Here is a 15,236-nt window from a genome sequence, read left to right on the forward strand (position 1 = left end):
CTGGCAAGGCTGGGACGGAAGTCACTGTCGTTCTCAAAATCGGTGGAGCTGCATGACAAGGTCATCGGGCATTATCTGAACATAAAACACTATCAGTAAGTTGGAGTCATTACCAGCGATGCTTTTTCCATCCTAAATAAACAGCCTGTAACGCTCTCTGAGCGCCTTTCTCACTTTCAAAGTATCTTTCATCACTTATGATTAAGCCTTACGCCGTGCGGCTTACAGGGCCGTTTGTCATGGCAAACCACTTTCAAGGTGTGTGCAATGTGTTGAACGAGTTTTCTAAATTGAAACGATGCTTCTTTTTTATGCTCACAAACTCCTTCATTTGAGAATAATTCTCAATAAATCAGATCTCATCGCAACAAATGAGAGGCGTTATCATTAACGCCTCATCTACAGTGCAATTACGCCCTACTTCGATACACTTTGGTAAAGTGTATTATGTAACTTATTGATTTATATAATTCTGTACGATTTTACATTACTTCATCGTGAAAACAGGGGTAACTCCCCGTCATCGAAATTAAATCTCTTGACAGAACCACCGTTTCATGAATCATTAATAAAATTAAGTTTATTGTTGTTTTTCAATCAGTTACAGATATTCGATGATGACGCATGGCAGAATTGGGTGGCCTTCGATCAGGTCGTTCAATTGCTCTCGCAATGCCGCACACATTTTGATCATTTTGTGCTGCTCTTAAGTTCATGTATCGTGCAACCTATTGAAAATGATCAATTTATGATCAATGATGATTTCAACGAAACGAACATGAGGAGGGGTAAAGATGAAAGGCATTAGCCAGGCGCTAAAGAGTGCAGACGAAGTTAAAGCAGTGGCGGCAGAGCTACAGCGCACCACCAGAAGCAACCTGTTCTATTGCTTGTGGGTGTTTATGTATGAATCGGGCTTGCGAATCTCTGACGTACTCAAGCTCAAGTATGAAGACGTAGAGGGGCAATCTCACCTCAAGGTGAAGCAGGAGAAAACGGGGAACGTGGTAAGGCCAAAAGTTACAGCGTCCATGTTGTCAGTGGTGGCACAACGCAAGGCAGAACAAGCTAAGATGCCTGTAGCTACAGATTACATTTTCAGTGCTGCCACATTACGCAGTAGAGGAAACCCCGTTACACGTAACACGGTGTTTGCCGAGTTCGGCAAGATGGGCCGTAGAGCGGGATTCTCTAACGTGGGATGCCATACACCCCGAAAAAGTCGGGGCCGAATTTTATTCGAGAATGGGGTGGCTATAGAGACAATCGCCCATTTCCTGGGACAGACAGATCCACGGTCAACGATGTATTACATCGGGTATGGTCAGGATGTCCTGGACGATTTAACAGAAGAGTTTTCTTTAGAATGGTGATCAACATGAAAGGCTTGCTTTATGCGCTGGCACTCCTGCCGCTGGCAGCTCATGCAGGACAAATTACGATGACCAACCCACAGGAGGAAAAGACGGAGAACGGGAAAATGCTATGCACGTATCAGAACAGCAATTATCTGTTCTCTTACGTAACAAAGGGGAAATGTCCGTATGCGAAAGCCTTCAATACTGAGGATTCAGAAGAGTGAAAAAGGAGGAAGAGCCGATCATTAGCTTTCAATGGAACGGTGCCACCGTGCGTGTTTATACGCAGGTAGTGAAACTTGCAGGAACGACGCTACAACGGCATTTACTGCCGTCCAACCTTAGAAAAGCAGTAAATGAAGAAGTGGCGAAGGCTGGCAACTTGCCGGAAGACAGCCCCCGCCGTATTCAACAATCCCAACGGAGAGTTAGAGATGCCGAATCAGCACATTATGGCGTTAGCGCTCGCGCTGTGCAACGTAAGCAACGGTAGAACCGTCCGAATCCCTGCCATGACAGGAAGCCAGCTTCATTTGCTTATGATGTGGCTACGGGCTTTACAGGAATGATACGAGGGGGCGTAATGCCCCCTTTCTTCCAAATCTTGTTCATCAGCGGAGAGCCAGATTTCGTTAAATAGCTCTGAAAGAATTTTTTTACCTGGCAGTACCGGCACACCACATCACCCTAACCCATTGTTATAAATCCAAAATAATTTAACTTGTTTTATGGTTGACACAATAAAAAATACTATGCTATAGTGAGATAGTCAAAAAATCTTAGACAGAATCACCAGAGGTGCTTATGATCAGAGCATACACCTCAGGACATAATCTATGCGAGCTTATTTTTTCACGCCAGAATTTGACCATCATTATCATCATGGCTTTACTCTGCCTCGCTTTCATTACTGAAAACTCTCTTTTCTCTATTGCCTACTTCGGCTGGATGGCAATCGCGCTAATAGATCGTTTGCAATGACAATAGCAGCCAATAAGCCCGTTGGTGGTAAGACAACGTGCGGAGCCGTTAGGCGACTTCATCAAGGGTTATGTCAGACAGTGAAGTTTGTCAGGATGACCATGTACCCGAAGGAGCGAGGCCGAACCGCTGGCAGAGCTTGCATGTGGTGTGCAAGTACCGTGACCACCATAAACCTGTTTATTCCCTGCAACGTCATCACGACGTGTGGCATGGGGGAGCATCGGCAAAAAATGCGCTTCACTGTAAGGTTATGAGAATCAATGCCCGGATCAGGCTTTTCCTTCACGTTGGATTATCGCGGTGTGAGGTTGGAACTGCCGCCGACGAATAGTTATACTCTCATTTCCATAGTAACTATCCGTGACAACTAACAGTGTACCTTGTGTTGGTAAATCATCGTTCAATAGTAGAACGATTACAGACAACTTAGCTAAGATAAGTTGTTGATAGCAAAACGAATTTTCATGAAGTTTTGCCACAAGGGGAGAGATCTGGAGCGGGCGAAGGGAATCGAACCCTCGTATAGAGCTTGGGAAGCTCTCGTTCTACCATTGAACTACGCCCGCATTGAGGTGCGTAAAGCATTATAGACCTTACGCCTCTGCTGACAAGAGACCGGCTCGCTAAGTGGCGATTAAATAATCACTTAGCACTTCGGTTTACCACCTGGTGCCGGTAAATAGCGGATCGGATCGATAGCCGTCGCCCGGTAGCGGATCTGGAAATGCAACGCCACGGTATTGGATCCGGTGCTGCCCATGGTGGCGATCTTCTGCCCGGACTTCACGTTTTGCCCATTATTCACCAGCATCGTGTCGTTATGGGCATAGGCGGTGATGTAGTCCTCGCCGTGCTTAATCATGATCAGGTTGCCATAACCCCGCAGCTGATTGCCGACATAGACCACTTTGCCTGCATCGGAGGCATACACCGGCGCGCCGCGGGTGCCGGCGATATCAATGCCTTTGTTTCCCCCTTCCGCAGTGGAGTACGGAATCACCACTTTGCCGCTGGCCGGCCAGACCCAGCAGCGCTGCCCGACAGGCGGCCAGGAGGATTTAGGTACGGTGTAAGAAGGGGTGACCGCGGCGGTTTTACCGCTGCTCTTTGACGAAGACTTTCTGGCCGTGCTGCTGCTGCCGTTAATCTTCAGCTTTTGCCCCACTTCGATGGTGTAAGGCGGGGAAATATTGTTCAGGCGCGCCAGATCCTTCACGCTGGTGCCGGTTGCACGCGATATACGGTACAGCGTATCACCGCGTTTAACGGTATACACAGGACCAGAATCCGATGATTTACTGCCCGCACATCCCGCCAGCAACAGGGCCAGGGTCAGGCAAAACAGAGCAGAAACAGGGTTTTTCGTCGGGCTTCCTGCAAACAAAACAGTACCTCGGTCAACGTGAATGGCAGCGCTATCATAACAGTCTCAATCAGGATGCCAATAGCACCCTGAGCGACAACCCGTTTAGCAGCGATTACGATATAATCGCCCAGCCAGGCCGTGCTGAACTTACTGGAATGCTAACAGGTCAGTATCGCCCGGTAATTTCAGCACGGGAGTTACAATGGGAACGCACGAACACGTCATTTTAGTTAACGACCACGGAACGGTTATTGGCACACAGGAAAAATACGCCGCACACACCTCGCACACCCCTCTTCATCTGGCCTTTTCATGTTGGTTATTCAATGCCAGGGGGGAGACGCTGGTTACGCGTCGCGCCATGAGCAAGAAAGCCTGGCCCGGCGTCTGGACCAACTCCGTTTGCGGACATCCGCAACAGGGGGAATCTCTGGAGCAGGCCATGATCCGCCGCTGCCGCTATGAAGTGGGCGCAGAGATCGCCGGGATCTGCCCGGTCGCACCGGCATTCCGCTACTGCGAAACCGATCCTTCCGGGATTGTCGAAAATGAGATCTGCCCCGTCTTCGCGGCGCTCGCCGTTAACACCGTGATCATCAACCGCGACGAAGTGATGGATTATCAGTGGGTAACGCTGGAGGCGATGCTCGGCGCGCTGGAGGCCACTCCCTGGGCGTTCAGCCCGTGGATGGTGATGGAAGCCCAGGCAGCGAGAGACGCCCTGCTTCGCTTCGCGGCAAACGCCAGGCAATAAAAAAGCCCCGACGCGTTATACGCCGGGGCTTTTTATCAACAATGACTTATTTTACCGGACGCATCGCCGGGAAGAGGATCACGTCGCGGATGGTGTGGCTGTTGGTGAACAGCATCACCATACGGTCGATACCGATACCCAGACCCGCCGTTGGCGGCAGGCCGTGTTCCAGCGCGGTTACGTAATCTTCGTCGAAGAACATCGCTTCGTCGTCACCCGCCGCTTTCGCATCAACCTGATCCTGGAAACGCTGCGCCTGATCTTCTGCATCGTTCAGCTCGCTAAAGCCGTTGCCGATTTCACGGCCACCGATGAAGAACTCGAAGCGGTCAGTGATTTCCGGATTCACATCGTTACGACGTGCCAGCGGAGAAACTTCAGCCGGGTATTCGGTGATGAAGGTTGGCTGAATCAGGTGCGCTTCGGCCACTTCTTCGAAGATCTCGGTCACGATACGGCCCAGACCCCAGCTCTTCTCAACCTTGATACCGATGCTCTCAGCGATCGCTTTTGCGGAGTCGAAGTTATCCAGATCCGCCATCTCGGTTTCCGGACGGTATTTCTTGATCGCTTCACGCATGGTCAGCTTAGCGAACGGCTTACCGAAGTCGAACACCTCTTCGCCGTACGGCACTTCGGTGGTGCCCAGAACGTCCTGCGCCAGGGTGCGGAACAGGGATTCGGTCAGCTCGATCAGATCTTTGTAATCCGCGTAGGCCATATAGAGTTCCATCATGGTGAACTCTGGGTTATGACGCACGGAGATGCCTTCGTTACGGAAGTTACGGTTGATCTCAAATACGCGATCGAAACCGCCCACCACCAGACGCTTCAGGTACAGTTCCGGCGCGATACGCAGGTACATGTCCAGGTCCAGGGCGTTGTGATGGGTGATGAATGGACGCGCGGAGGCACCGCCCGGGATCACCTGCATCATTGGGGTTTCCACTTCCATAAAGTCGCGGTTAACCATGAACTGGCGGATACCGGCCATGATCTTAGAGCGAATTTTGAAGGTGTTGCGGGATTCATCGTTAGAGATGAGATCCAGGTAGCGCTGGCGATAGCGCGCTTCCTGATCCTGCAGGCCGTGGAACTTGTCCGGCAGCGGGCGCAGGGCTTTGGTCAGCAGACGCAGCTCGGTGCAGTGGATAGAGAGCTCGCCGGTCTTGGTTTTGAACAGCTTGCCTTTGGCGCCCAGGATATCGCCCAGGTCCCACTTTTTGAACTGCTCGTTGTAGATGCCTTCAGGCAGATCGTCGCGAGAAACATACAGCTGAATGCGGCCGCCAACATCCTGCAGCGTAATAAAGGAGGCTTTACCCATGATACGGCGGGTCATCATACGGCCAGCAACGGCCACTTCGATGTTCAGCGCTTCCAGCTCTTCGTTCTCTTTAGCGTCGAAGTCAGCGTGCAGTTGGTCTGAGGTACGATCGCGGCGAAAATCGTTCGGGAACGGCACGCCCTGCTCGCGCAGCGCAGCCAGCTTCTCGCGGCGGGTTTTCAGTTCATTATTAAGATCGGCTACCGCGTCAGCGCCCTGTGCTTGTTGTTCAGACATGTTGGTTCCTCATAACCCTGCTTTCAAACTTGCTTCGATAAATTGGTCCAGGCTGCCATCCAGCACCGCCTGCGTGTTACGGGTTTCGACACCGGTACGCAGGTCTTTGATGCGGGAGTCATCAAGGACGTAAGAACGGATCTGGCTGCCCCAGCCGATATCAGACTTGTTATCTTCCATCGCCTGTTTCTCAGCATTTTTCTTTTGCATCTCCAGCTCATAAAGCTTCGCTTTCATCTGCTTCATGGCCTGGTCTTTGTTTTTATGCTGGGAACGGTCGTTCTGGCACTGTGTTACCAGCCCGGTTGGAATGTGGGTAATACGCACCGCAGATTCCGTACGGTTAACGTGCTGACCACCCGCACCGGATGCGCGGTAAACGTCGATACGCAGATCTGCCGGGTTGATTTCGATGTCGATATCTTCGTCCACTTCCGGATAGACAAACGCGGAGCTGAACGAAGTATGACGGCGACCGCCGGAGTCGAACGGGCTCTTACGCACCAGGCGGTGTACGCCGGTTTCGGTACGTAGCCAGCCGTAAGCGTAATCGCCAATAATCTTGATGGTGACAGATTTCAGGCCTGCCACTTCGCCTTCAGACTCTTCGATAATCTCAGTCTTGAAGCCGCGGGCTTCAGCCCAACGCAGATACATACGGGTCAGCATGCTGGCCCAGTCCTGCGCTTCTGTACCGCCGGAACCGGCCTGGATATCAAGGTAGCAGTCGGCGCTGTCGTACTCGCCGGAGAACATACGACGGAATTCCAGCTGTGCCAGCTTCTCTTCCAGCCCATCGAGCTCTGCGACAGCTTCGTTGAAGGTCTCTTCGTCGTCGGCCTCAACGGCCAGCTCCAGCAGCCCGGAAACATCATCCAGACCCTGCGCCATTTGATCCAGCGTATCTACGATAGCTTCGAGAGAGGAACGCTCTTTACCCAGCGCCTGTGCGCGTTCAGGTTCGTTCCAGACGTCCGGCTGTTCCAGCTCGGCGTTTACTTCTTCAAGACGCTCTTTCTTGGCATCGTAGTCAAAGATACCCCCTAAGAACGTCGGAGCGCTCGGTGAGGTCCTGAATGCGGTTTTTTACCGGATTAATTTCAAACATGGTCTGTTTTCTTTTATGGACGAGTAAAAATGCGGTGTAAGGGCGGAATTGTACCGGATTCACGCCCTTTTTTATAGCGGAATAGTGATGCTAAAGTGGCCAGATATGGTCGATGATGATTTGCAGGCTGCGGTTGCCGCGAAACTCGTTAATATCCAGTTTATAGGCCAGTTCGACTTCGCGTACGCCGTTATCAGGCCAGATTGTGGTATCCACGTTAAAGGCGATACCGTCCAGCAGCGGGCCGCCGCCAACCGGTTCCACCATCACTTTCAGATGCCGTTCACCCACCAGACGCTGCTGCAGCAGGCGGAAACGCCCGTCAAACAGCGGCTCCGGGAACATCTGCCCCCACGGACCGGCATCGCGCAGCATCTGCGCCACCTCCATGGTCATATCCGCCGGCGCCAGCGGGCCATCGGTGACCACTTCGCCCTGGAGCAGAGCCGGATCCAGCCAGTCGGTGACCAGTTCGCTGAACAGGCGCTGGAACTGGTCAAATTTCGCCTCTTCCAGCGACAGTCCCGCCGCCATGGCGTGGCCGCCAAATTTAATCATCAGCCCCGGATGCAGCGTATGCAGGCGCTCCAGCGCGTCGCGCATGTGCAGCCCCTGAATCGAGCGGCCCGATCCTTTCAGGGTGCCGTCGCCGGCAGGGGCAAAGGCAATCACCGGGCGGTGAAAACGCTCTTTAATGCGCGAGGCGAGGATACCCACCACCCCCTGATGCCACTCGGGGTGATACATTGCCAGCCCGCCGGGCAGCGAGTCGCCGCTGCGCTCCAGCTTTTCGCAGAGAATCAGGGCTTCGGCCTGCATCCCCTGCTCGATCTCTTTGCGGGTCTGGTTCAGCGCGTCCAGCTCGTTGGCCAGCACGCGCGCTTCGCCGATGTTGTCGCACAGCAGCAGCGCCACCCCCACCGACATATCGTCCAGACGTCCGGCAGCGTTGAGACGCGGGCCGAGGGCAAAACCGAGATCGCTGGCCGCCAGCCGCAGCGGGTCCCGGTTGGAGATCTCCAGCAGCGCCTTGATACCCGGACGGCATTTTCCCGCCCGAATACGGTTTAAGCCCTGCCAGGTGAGAATACGGTTATTGGCATCCAGCGGCACCACGTCCGCCACGGTGCCCAGCGCCACCAGATCGAGGAATTCCGCCAGATTAGGCGGCGCAATACCTTTAGCGTCAAACCACCCTTCATCACGCAGCCGTGTACGCAGCGCCAGCATCAGATAGAAGGCCACCCCCACTCCCGCCAGCGATTTCGACGGGAAGTCGCAGTCGCGCAGGTTGGGGTTAACGATCGCTTCTGCCGCCGGTAAGGTATCCCCAGGCAGATGGTGATCGGTGACCAGCACCGGGATGCCAAATTCATGGGCGCGCTCAACTCCGGAGTGGGAGGAGATCCCGTTGTCCACCGTCAGGATCATCTGCGCGCCGCGGGCGTGAGCCTGATCCACCACTTCCGGGCTCAGGCCATAGCCATCCTCAAAGCGGTTCGGCACCAGATATGAGACGTTGTCGCACCCCATCGCCCGCAGGCTGAGCACGCTCAGCGCGGTACTGGTGGCGCCATCGGCGTCAAAATCCCCCACCACAATGATGCGCGTCCCCTCCCGCAGGGCGTTGTACAGCAGCTCGGTGGCGCGTTCGACGCCGCTAAGCTGCTGCCAGGAGAGCATGCCCTTGACGCTGCGCTCAAGGTCATCTGCATTTCGCACGCCACGGCTGGCATAGAGCCGACGCAACAGCGGAGGGAGCGTCGCGGGTAACGCGGCGCTCTCGTCCACTTCACGACGACGAAGTTGTGTCGAAGATTTCACGCGAATTATTTACCGCCAAACTGTTTCTGGTGCGCATCAAGGAAGGCTTTCATCTCTTTCGGCCCCTGGTAGCCCGGCACAACATAGCCGTTGCTCAGCACGATCGCAGGCGTACCGGTCACACCAAACTGCACGCCCAGCGCGTAGTGATTGGCAATGTCGATATCACAGGAGGCAGGCTTAACGCCTTTACCGCTCATGGCATCATCAAAGGCTTTGTTGCGATCTTTCGCACACCAGATGGCCTTCATGTCCTGCTCAGGCTGGCTCTGCACACCCGCACGCGGGAAGGCGAGATAACGCACGGTGATCCCCAGCGCGTTGTAGTCTTTCATCTCTTCATGCAGCTTGTGGCAGTAACCGCAGGTGATGTCGGTAAAGACGGTAATGACATGTTTTTCCTGCGCCGCTTTGTAGACGATCATCTCTTTTTCCAGCGCGTTCAGGTTTTTCATCAGCATCTGGTTGGTAACGTTAACCGGCTGCGCGCCGCTCACGTCGTACAGCGGTCCCTGGATAAAGTGCTTACCGTCTTCGGTCACATACAGCACGCCGTTGTTGGTCAGTACCGTTTTCATGCCCGCAACGGGCGCAGGCTGAATTTCGCTACTGGTGACACCGAGCTTCGCCAGAGACTGTTTAATGGCCGCATCGTCAGCATGCGCCAGACCGGATAATGACGCTGCCAGCAGAGAGAACAGCACTAAAGACTTTTTCATATTGGTTCCTGTTACAAGTCATCACGCACGTGGGTGATGCTGTTGGTGTAGCTGCCGCAGGCGTTCCGTCGCGACATGCGTGTAGATTTGCGTCGTTGACAGGTCACTGTGCCCAAGCAGCATCTGGACCACGCGCAGATCGGCGCCGTGGTTCAGAAGATGGGTCGCAAACGCGTGACGCAGAACGTGCGGCGAAAGTTTTTCACTGTCGATACCCGCCAGTGTGGCGTAATGTTTGATGCGATGCCAGAAGGTTTGACGTGTCATTTGCTGCGCGCGCTGGCTGGGAAACAGCACGTCAATGGAGACACCGTTCAGCAACCATGGGCGGCCATGCTGAAGATAGTTCTCCAGCCAGTAAACCGCCTCTTCGCCCAGCGGCACCAGACGCTCTTTATTGCCTTTGCCGATCACCCGTACCACGCCCTGGCGCAGACTGATATCGCTCATCGTCAGCCCGACCAGTTCAGACACGCGCAACCCTGTGGCGTAAAGCACTTCGAGCATCGCTTTATCGCGTAACTCCAGCGGTTGGTCAACCACTGGCGACTGTAATAATCTCTCAACTTGTGCTTCGCTGAGATCTTTTGGCAAACGCTGGGGCAGTTTTGGCGACGCCAGTGCCGCACTGGGATCATCAGGGCGTATCTTCTCGCGGTAAAGGTGCTGAAACAGACGCCGCATGGCGCTCAGCAGCCGCGCGGAACTGGTGGCTTTATATCCCCCTTCCATCCGCTCGGCAAGCAGCGCCTGCAAATTGTCGCTTTGGGCCGTGGTCAGAGAGAGATCATGATGGTGTAACCATGCCACCAGCATCGCCAGATCGCGTCGGTAGGCGCTGAGGGTGTTCTCGGCAAGATTCTTCTCCAGCCAGAGCGCATCGAGAAACTGTTCGATGAGTGAGAGATCCTTTTCCACGTCCGCCTCTTTCGTTCTGCAATGGGGCATTATGCCTGAATGGGTCTTGTTTCTGGTACACTACTCGCAAAGTCATAGCAAGTATTGAGACATTTTAGCGATGAATATTGGTCTGTTTTATGGTTCCAGCACCTGCTACACCGAGATGGCCGCAGAGAAAATTCGCGACATTATCGGCCCGGAACTGGTCACCCTGCACAATCTCAAAGATGATGCCCCATCAATGATGGAGCAGTACGACGTGCTGATCCTCGGCATCCCGACCTGGGATTTCGGTGAACTGCAGGAAGACTGGGAAGCCATCTGGGATCAGCTCGACTCCCTGGCGCTTGAAGGCAAAATTATCGCGCTCTACGGCATGGGCGATCAGCTGGGCTACGGCGAGTGGTTCCTCGACGCGCTGGGGATGCTGCATGACAAGCTGGCACCGAAAGGGGTGACGTTCATTGGTTACTGGCCAACAGAAGGCTATGAGTTTACCAGCAAGAAACCGATTATCGCCGACGGAGAGCTGTTTGTCGGGCTGGCCCTGGATGAAACCAACCAGTACGACCTCAGTGAAGAGCGCCTGCAGAGCTGGTGCGAGCAAATCCTTGGCGAAATGGCGGAGCAGTTCAGCTAAACCCCTACCGCCCCTGCGTTGGCTGGTGCGACATCATCCGACGCAGATCCCGCCACTCCGCTTCATCCATACTGTCTGCCGCCAGCCATAAATGATGGCAGCGCTGACCCGCGCCTTTGCGTAAGCGGAGCATCATGCCGGATTTCAGCATCCACGGCGTGCCGACAATTTCCCACTCGCTGTCTTGCCAGTGCAGACGGGAATCCATAAACAGTTTGATTTCACCCTGACGGGCGTTAATGCGCCGCTGACTGCGTACGCTATCAAACACCACCAGCGACAGCAGCATCAGCCATAATGGGGTGTAGCTCAGCGGCCATGGCATCAGAAGAATAACAGCCGCGACCAGGCCGTGGAGCAGAAGCGACATCCACTGGGCGCGCCATGAGACGCGTAGATCAGATTGCCACAGGACCACGTTCCTGATTCCGTGTCTGAATTAAAAGCACCATCCGTTGCAGCTCGGCGTCGGCAGGTTTGCCGTGATTCATTAACCAGTTAAATAAATCGGGATCGTCGTTCTCCAGCAGGCGGACGAAGAGATGCTTATCCTCATCGCTCAGGCTGTCATATTCATATTCGAAGAACGGCATGATGGAGATATCGAGTTCGCGCATGCCGCGACGGCATGCCCAGTGAATGCGGGCTTTGTTATTAATGTCCATGTCTGATTCCTGCATAACGTTGAGTTCAGGCAGTGTTCCGTTCGTATCGGCAGAGAAACGTGCTCAACCGGGAAGAAACGGCTCTTAGTGTAACGTGTTTTTGCTGTTTCATTACTGGAATATTACGTTCCAGGAGCAGGCTTCCACAAAAAAACACAATAAATAAGCGTGTTCAGCTGTTTTGCGTAGCGTTACGCAGATTAGGCTAAGGGCACGAATAGCCTGTTGAAACCGCTTGCAATGGCTACAGTCTCTTTTACCATTAGGCATTATCAAAGCGTTAAGCAATTCAGGACATCAATATGGCATTTACACCCTTTTCTCCGCGCCAGCCTGTCGCCTCTGCGCGTCTGCCGCTGACGCTTATGACCCTTGATGACTGGGCGCTGGCAACCCTCGTCGGCGTGGACAGCGAAAAGTACCTGCAGGGCCAGGTGACCGCGGATGTCAGTCAGCTGACCGAACACCAGCATCTGCTGGCAGCGCACTGCGATCCGAAAGGCAAGATGTGGAGCAACCTGCGCCTCTTCCGTCGTCAGGATGGTTTTGCCCTGATCGAACGTCGTAGCCTGCGCGACGCCCAGCTCACCGAGCTGAAAAAGTATGCGGTATTCTCGAAAGTGACCATCGCGGCCGATGACGAGCAGGTGCTGCTGGGTGTGGCGGGCTTCCAGGCGCGCGCCGCGCTGAAAAACCTGTTCAGTGAACTGCCTGATGCAGAAAAACAGGTCACTAACGACGGGGCTACTTCGCTGCTGTGGTTTGAACATCCGGCAGAGCGTTTCTTACTGGTAACCGATGTCGCTACCGCCGAGCGCGTGACCCAGGCCCTGCGTGGCGAAGCGCAGTTAAATAACAGCCAGCAGTGGCTGTCGCTGGACATTGAAGCGGGTATTCCGGTTATCGAGGCGGCCAACAGCGGGCAGTTTATCCCGCAGGCAACCAACCTGCAGGCGCTGGGTGGTATCAGCTTTAAAAAAGGCTGTTATACCGGTCAGGAGATGGTTGCCCGTGCGAAGTTCCGCGGCGCCAACAAACGCGCGCTGTGGTATCTGGCGGGTAAAGCCAGCCGCGTACCTGAAGCCGGTGAAGATCTGGAGCTGAAAATGGGTGACAACTGGCGCCGTACCGGCACCGTGTTGGCTGCCGTTCAGCTTGACGATGGCCGCCTGCTGGTTCAGGCCGTGATGAATAATGATATGGAGCCAGACAGCGTCTTCCGCGTGCGTGAGGATGTGAATACGTTAAGCATCGAGCCGCTGCCGTATTCGCTGGAAGAGTGATAGCTGTTGCCCGGTGGCGCTACGCTTACCGGGCCTACAAAACCCGTAGGCCGGGTAAGGCGAAGCCGCCACCCGGCAATTTTTATTAGACCTGCCCGACGTACAGATAAATCGCCAGGAAATGGCACACGCTGCCGCCCAGTACAAACCCATGCCAGATAGCGTGGTTATAGGGGATGCGCTTGCAGACGTAAAAAATGACCCCCAGCGAATAGACAATTCCGCCCACCGCCAGCAATGTCACACCGCCCGCCGCCAGTTTTACCGCCAGCTGATAGATCACAATCAGCGACAGCCAGCCCATGGTCAGATAGGTCACCAGTGACAGCACCTTAAAGCGGTGCGCGATGGTGAGCTTAAACAGGATCCCCAGTAGCGCCAGGCTCCAGATAACAATCATCAACCCGCGCGCCAGGGGTGAATCCAGCCCCACGAGCAAAAACGGCGTATAGGTTCCGGCAATCAGCAGATAGATCGCGCAGTGGTCAAATTTCTTCAGCCAGATCTTGGCCCGCTGATGGGGAATGGCGTGGTAAAGGGTGGAGGCCAAAAACAGCAGGATCATACTCCCGCCGTAGAGGCTGTAACTGGTGATCGCCAGCGTGCTGGCGTTAGTGTCGACGGCCTGCACCAGCAGCAACACCAGCCCAACGATGCCAAACACCAGGCCAATACCGTGGCTAATGCTGTTGGCTATCTCCTCAGCCAGCGAATATCCCTGTGTGGTTAATGGTTTGCTAACCATAGATAACTCCGGGAAAACAAAAGTGAATAATGTCTCGCTGTCTATGCTAACTGAGAATGATTCCAGTGAACATCTGTTCGCCAAAATAAATATCAGTTTGAAATTTATTTATTACAATCAAAATGTTGAGGTATTATTTCAGCTAACGGTCGTTCACATAAAAACTCAAAGACATTTAAATTCAATGACATAAAACTGGTGCTGGTCCGGGTAAATGTCTGTAATTACTCGCTTCAGTTCGTCCATGGACATGTTCTCCTGTTGAGCATGTTTTTCACTCAGCGTATCGAGCGTGACCGTCGACGTGCCTGTAACCTCAATGGTGCAGAAGTAGCCGTCATCTTCATAACGCCCCACCCGCAGCACATCGCCCGCTTTGAAATGTGATTCGCTCTCATCGCGAATAGTAATGGTCTTACGTCCGGCCAGAATGTCATCCTGAAAGCGCTGAAAAAAAGTGATGTCGTTTGGCTGCATGGTATTATTCCCTGAAGATGAAGTCTGATGAGTGAGTTTAGCCCCAGTGAGCATGTTCTCCCATTCCGCCATTGCCAGTCTCAACAACCTGGAGATGATGGTCTACAACACCGTCATTAAAAACCGCGATCGGGTGATGTACATGACCATTCGCGAACTGGCGGATGCGGCGGGGGTCTCCACCACCACCGTGCTGCGCTTTTGCCGCAAGTTAAACTGCGATGGCTATTCGGAATTCCGCGTGCGGTTTAAATTATATCTTGAGCAAAACGAACCGCAGCAGACTAATTTTGGCGTCAGTGAGATTATCAGTTTTTTCAAAAGCGTAAACAACGACGAATTTGACGCGCTATTAAATAACGCCGTGGATATTATATTATCCTCGGAACGTATTATATTTGTCGGCACGGGAACTTCAGGCTCGCTGGCAAAATACGGCGCACGCTTCTTTTCCAATATTGGAAAATTCAGCAACCATATCGACGACCCTTATTTCCCGGTCACCAACGATATGGCGAAAAACGCGCTGGCGATTGTGCTCTCGGTCTCTGGCGAAACCGAAGAGATCCTGCGCTTTGCCAGCCAGTTCAGCCTGCATCACTGCAAGGTACTTTCTATTACCAGCCACGAACATTCTCGACTGGCGAAACTGGCGGACTTCAATCTCTCCTGGCACGTGCCGCAAACCCGCGTCGGCGGCGTCTACGATATTACCACGCAGATTCCGGTGATTTATATTCTTGAATCGCTGGGGCGCAAACTGGCGAAGAAATTTACGGAATAAAACACCCTGTTTTTTCGGTGTGACATATTACAACTCTCACGAATTGTTATATCGTGACATTTTAG

At 53.5% G+C, this 15,236-nt stretch carries 18 protein-coding genes and 1 tRNA gene; 8 read left to right on the forward strand and 11 right to left on the reverse strand.

Translation table 11 applies throughout. The features are described 5' to 3' along the window. From FHC51_RS01145 to FHC51_RS01160, 4 genes are all read left to right on the forward strand, one after another. A partial coding sequence (locus FHC51_RS01145) for an IS1 family transposase (RefSeq protein WP_000641146.1) occupies nt 1-99 on the forward strand: 99 nt, incomplete at its 5' end. A gap of 695 nt (nt 100-794) precedes the next feature. Next, nucleotides 795-1,373, forward strand: coding sequence for a tyrosine-type recombinase/integrase (locus FHC51_RS01150; protein ID WP_220434734.1), 579 nt, complete (start codon nt 795-797; stop codon nt 1,371-1,373). Beyond that, a complete protein-coding gene (locus FHC51_RS01155; protein ID WP_220434735.1) occupies nt 1,367-1,582 on the forward strand; it encodes a hypothetical protein in 216 nt (71 codons plus the stop codon). The genes FHC51_RS01150 and FHC51_RS01155 overlap by 7 nt, the downstream gene beginning before the upstream one ends. Beyond that, nucleotides 1,579-1,851 carry a hypothetical protein gene (locus tag FHC51_RS01160; RefSeq protein ID WP_220434736.1) on the forward strand — a complete coding sequence of 91 codons (273 nt, stop codon included), beginning with the start codon at nt 1,579-1,581 and terminating at the stop codon, nt 1,849-1,851. The genes FHC51_RS01155 and FHC51_RS01160 overlap by 4 nt, the downstream gene beginning before the upstream one ends. Before the next feature lie 983 nt (nt 1,852-2,834). Here FHC51_RS01160 and FHC51_RS01165 read toward each other — a convergent pair. Together FHC51_RS01165 and actS are read right to left on the reverse strand one after the other, a co-directional pair. Further along, a tRNA-Gly gene (locus FHC51_RS01165) sits at nt 2,835-2,908 on the reverse strand. 80 nt (nt 2,909-2,988) lie between these two features. Further along, nucleotides 2,989-3,726 (reverse strand): amidase activator ActS, encoded by a 738-nt coding sequence (gene actS, locus FHC51_RS01170; RefSeq protein ID WP_114316862.1) that lies wholly within the window; start codon nt 3,724-3,726, stop codon nt 2,989-2,991. A 184-nt stretch (nt 3,727-3,910) separates the two neighbouring features. Here actS and idi point away from each other — a divergent pair, with 184 nt between their 5' ends. Continuing rightward, complete coding sequence (idi, locus tag FHC51_RS01175) at nt 3,911-4,462, forward strand: isopentenyl-diphosphate Delta-isomerase (protein ID WP_114385806.1); 552 nt, start codon at nt 3,911-3,913, stop codon at nt 4,460-4,462. Between the two features lie 46 nt (nt 4,463-4,508). Here idi and lysS read toward each other — a convergent pair whose 3' ends face one another. The 5 genes from lysS to xerD form a co-directional block, all read right to left on the reverse strand. After that, nucleotides 4,509-6,026 (reverse strand): lysine--tRNA ligase, encoded by a 1,518-nt coding sequence (gene lysS / locus FHC51_RS01180; protein WP_103822764.1) that lies wholly within the window; start codon nt 6,024-6,026, stop codon nt 4,509-4,511. A gap of 9 nt (nt 6,027-6,035) precedes the next feature. Beyond that, a protein-coding gene (gene prfB, locus FHC51_RS01185; protein WP_103176869.1) for a peptide chain release factor 2 occupies nt 6,036-7,134 on the reverse strand; the annotation gives its coding sequence in 2 pieces (ribosomal slippage) (nt 6,036-7,058 and nt 7,060-7,134; 1,098 coding nt in all). A 90-nt stretch (nt 7,135-7,224) separates the two neighbouring features. Next, the gene (recJ, locus tag FHC51_RS01190; RefSeq protein WP_103176870.1) at nt 7,225-8,958 is read right to left on the reverse strand and encodes a single-stranded-DNA-specific exonuclease RecJ; all 1,734 of its coding nucleotides are present in this window, start codon (nt 8,956-8,958) and stop codon (nt 7,225-7,227) included. Nucleotides 8,959-8,963: 5 nt separating this feature from the next. Further along, nucleotides 8,964-9,677: a bifunctional protein-disulfide isomerase/oxidoreductase DsbC gene (dsbC, locus tag FHC51_RS01195; protein ID WP_220434737.1), complete on the reverse strand. Its 714-nt coding sequence runs from the start codon at nt 9,675-9,677 to the stop codon at nt 8,964-8,966. Between the two features lie 21 nt (nt 9,678-9,698). Continuing rightward, nucleotides 9,699-10,625, reverse strand: coding sequence for a site-specific tyrosine recombinase XerD (xerD, locus tag FHC51_RS01200; RefSeq protein WP_255584722.1), 927 nt, complete (start codon nt 10,623-10,625; stop codon nt 9,699-9,701). A 70-nt stretch (nt 10,626-10,695) separates the two neighbouring features. Between xerD and fldB the strand changes: the two genes are divergently transcribed. Then, nucleotides 10,696-11,217, forward strand: coding sequence for a flavodoxin FldB (gene fldB, locus FHC51_RS01205; RefSeq protein WP_103176873.1), 522 nt, complete (start codon nt 10,696-10,698; stop codon nt 11,215-11,217). Nucleotides 11,218-11,221: 4 nt separating this feature from the next. Here the strand turns inward: fldB and FHC51_RS01210 are convergent, their stop codons facing one another. Together FHC51_RS01210 and sdhE are read right to left on the reverse strand one after the other, a co-directional pair. Next, complete coding sequence (locus FHC51_RS01210) at nt 11,222-11,635, reverse strand: protein YgfX (RefSeq protein WP_103822769.1); 414 nt, start codon at nt 11,633-11,635, stop codon at nt 11,222-11,224. After that, entirely contained in the window at nt 11,616-11,882 is a 267-nt protein-coding gene (sdhE, locus tag FHC51_RS01215; protein WP_103176875.1) for an FAD assembly factor SdhE, read from the reverse strand. Before sdhE ends, FHC51_RS01210 begins: the two co-directional genes overlap by 20 nt. A 302-nt stretch (nt 11,883-12,184) precedes the next feature. On the opposite strand from sdhE, the gene ygfZ reads away from it, so the two are divergent. After that, nucleotides 12,185-13,165 carry a tRNA-modifying protein YgfZ gene (gene ygfZ / locus FHC51_RS01220; protein ID WP_156239714.1) on the forward strand — a complete coding sequence of 327 codons (981 nt, stop codon included), beginning with the start codon at nt 12,185-12,187 and terminating at the stop codon, nt 13,163-13,165. Between the two features lie 85 nt (nt 13,166-13,250). Here the strand turns inward: ygfZ and FHC51_RS01225 are convergent, their stop codons facing one another. Continuing rightward, nucleotides 13,251-13,910: a hemolysin III family protein gene (locus FHC51_RS01225; protein WP_103176877.1), complete on the reverse strand. Its 660-nt coding sequence runs from the start codon at nt 13,908-13,910 to the stop codon at nt 13,251-13,253. 165 nt (nt 13,911-14,075) lie between these two features. Further along, nucleotides 14,076-14,387: a N(4)-acetylcytidine aminohydrolase gene (gene yqfB, locus FHC51_RS01230; RefSeq protein WP_220434738.1), complete on the reverse strand. Its 312-nt coding sequence runs from the start codon at nt 14,385-14,387 to the stop codon at nt 14,076-14,078. Between the two features lie 52 nt (nt 14,388-14,439). On the opposite strand from yqfB, the gene FHC51_RS01235 reads away from it, so the two are divergent. Then, nucleotides 14,440-15,171, forward strand: coding sequence for a MurR/RpiR family transcriptional regulator (locus FHC51_RS01235; RefSeq protein WP_220436635.1), 732 nt, complete (start codon nt 14,440-14,442; stop codon nt 15,169-15,171). Nucleotides 15,172-15,236: the final 65 nt, after the last annotated feature.

Source organism: Leclercia sp. EC_58, assembly GCF_019584355.1.
Lineage (GTDB): Bacteria > Pseudomonadota > Gammaproteobacteria > Enterobacterales > Enterobacteriaceae > Enterobacter.

Coding starts and splice junctions, on each gene's coding strand:
- idi (WP_114385806.1), top strand. CDS start 3,911: ATGGGAACGCACGAACACGTCATTTTAGTTAACGACCACGGAACGGTT.
- FHC51_RS01155 (WP_220434735.1), top strand. CDS start 1,367: ATGGTGATCAACATGAAAGGCTTGCTTTATGCGCTGGCACTCCTGCCG.
- fldB (WP_103176873.1), top strand. CDS start 10,696: ATGAATATTGGTCTGTTTTATGGTTCCAGCACCTGCTACACCGAGATG.
- yqfB (WP_220434738.1), bottom strand. CDS start 14,387: ATGCAGCCAAACGACATCACTTTTTTTCAGCGCTTTCAGGATGACATT.
- FHC51_RS01225 (WP_103176877.1), bottom strand. CDS start 13,910: ATGGTTAGCAAACCATTAACCACACAGGGATATTCGCTGGCTGAGGAG.
- ygfZ (WP_156239714.1), top strand. CDS start 12,185: ATGGCATTTACACCCTTTTCTCCGCGCCAGCCTGTCGCCTCTGCGCGT.
- xerD (WP_255584722.1), bottom strand. CDS start 10,625: ATGCCCCATTGCAGAACGAAAGAGGCGGACGTGGAAAAGGATCTCTCA.
- FHC51_RS01235 (WP_220436635.1), top strand. CDS start 14,440: ATGTTCTCCCATTCCGCCATTGCCAGTCTCAACAACCTGGAGATGATG.
- lysS (WP_103822764.1), bottom strand. CDS start 6,026: ATGTCTGAACAACAAGCACAGGGCGCTGACGCGGTAGCCGATCTTAAT.
- sdhE (WP_103176875.1), bottom strand. CDS start 11,882: ATGGACATTAATAACAAAGCCCGCATTCACTGGGCATGCCGTCGCGGC.
- FHC51_RS01150 (WP_220434734.1), top strand. CDS start 795: ATGAAAGGCATTAGCCAGGCGCTAAAGAGTGCAGACGAAGTTAAAGCA.
- dsbC (WP_220434737.1), bottom strand. CDS start 9,677: ATGAAAAAGTCTTTAGTGCTGTTCTCTCTGCTGGCAGCGTCATTATCC.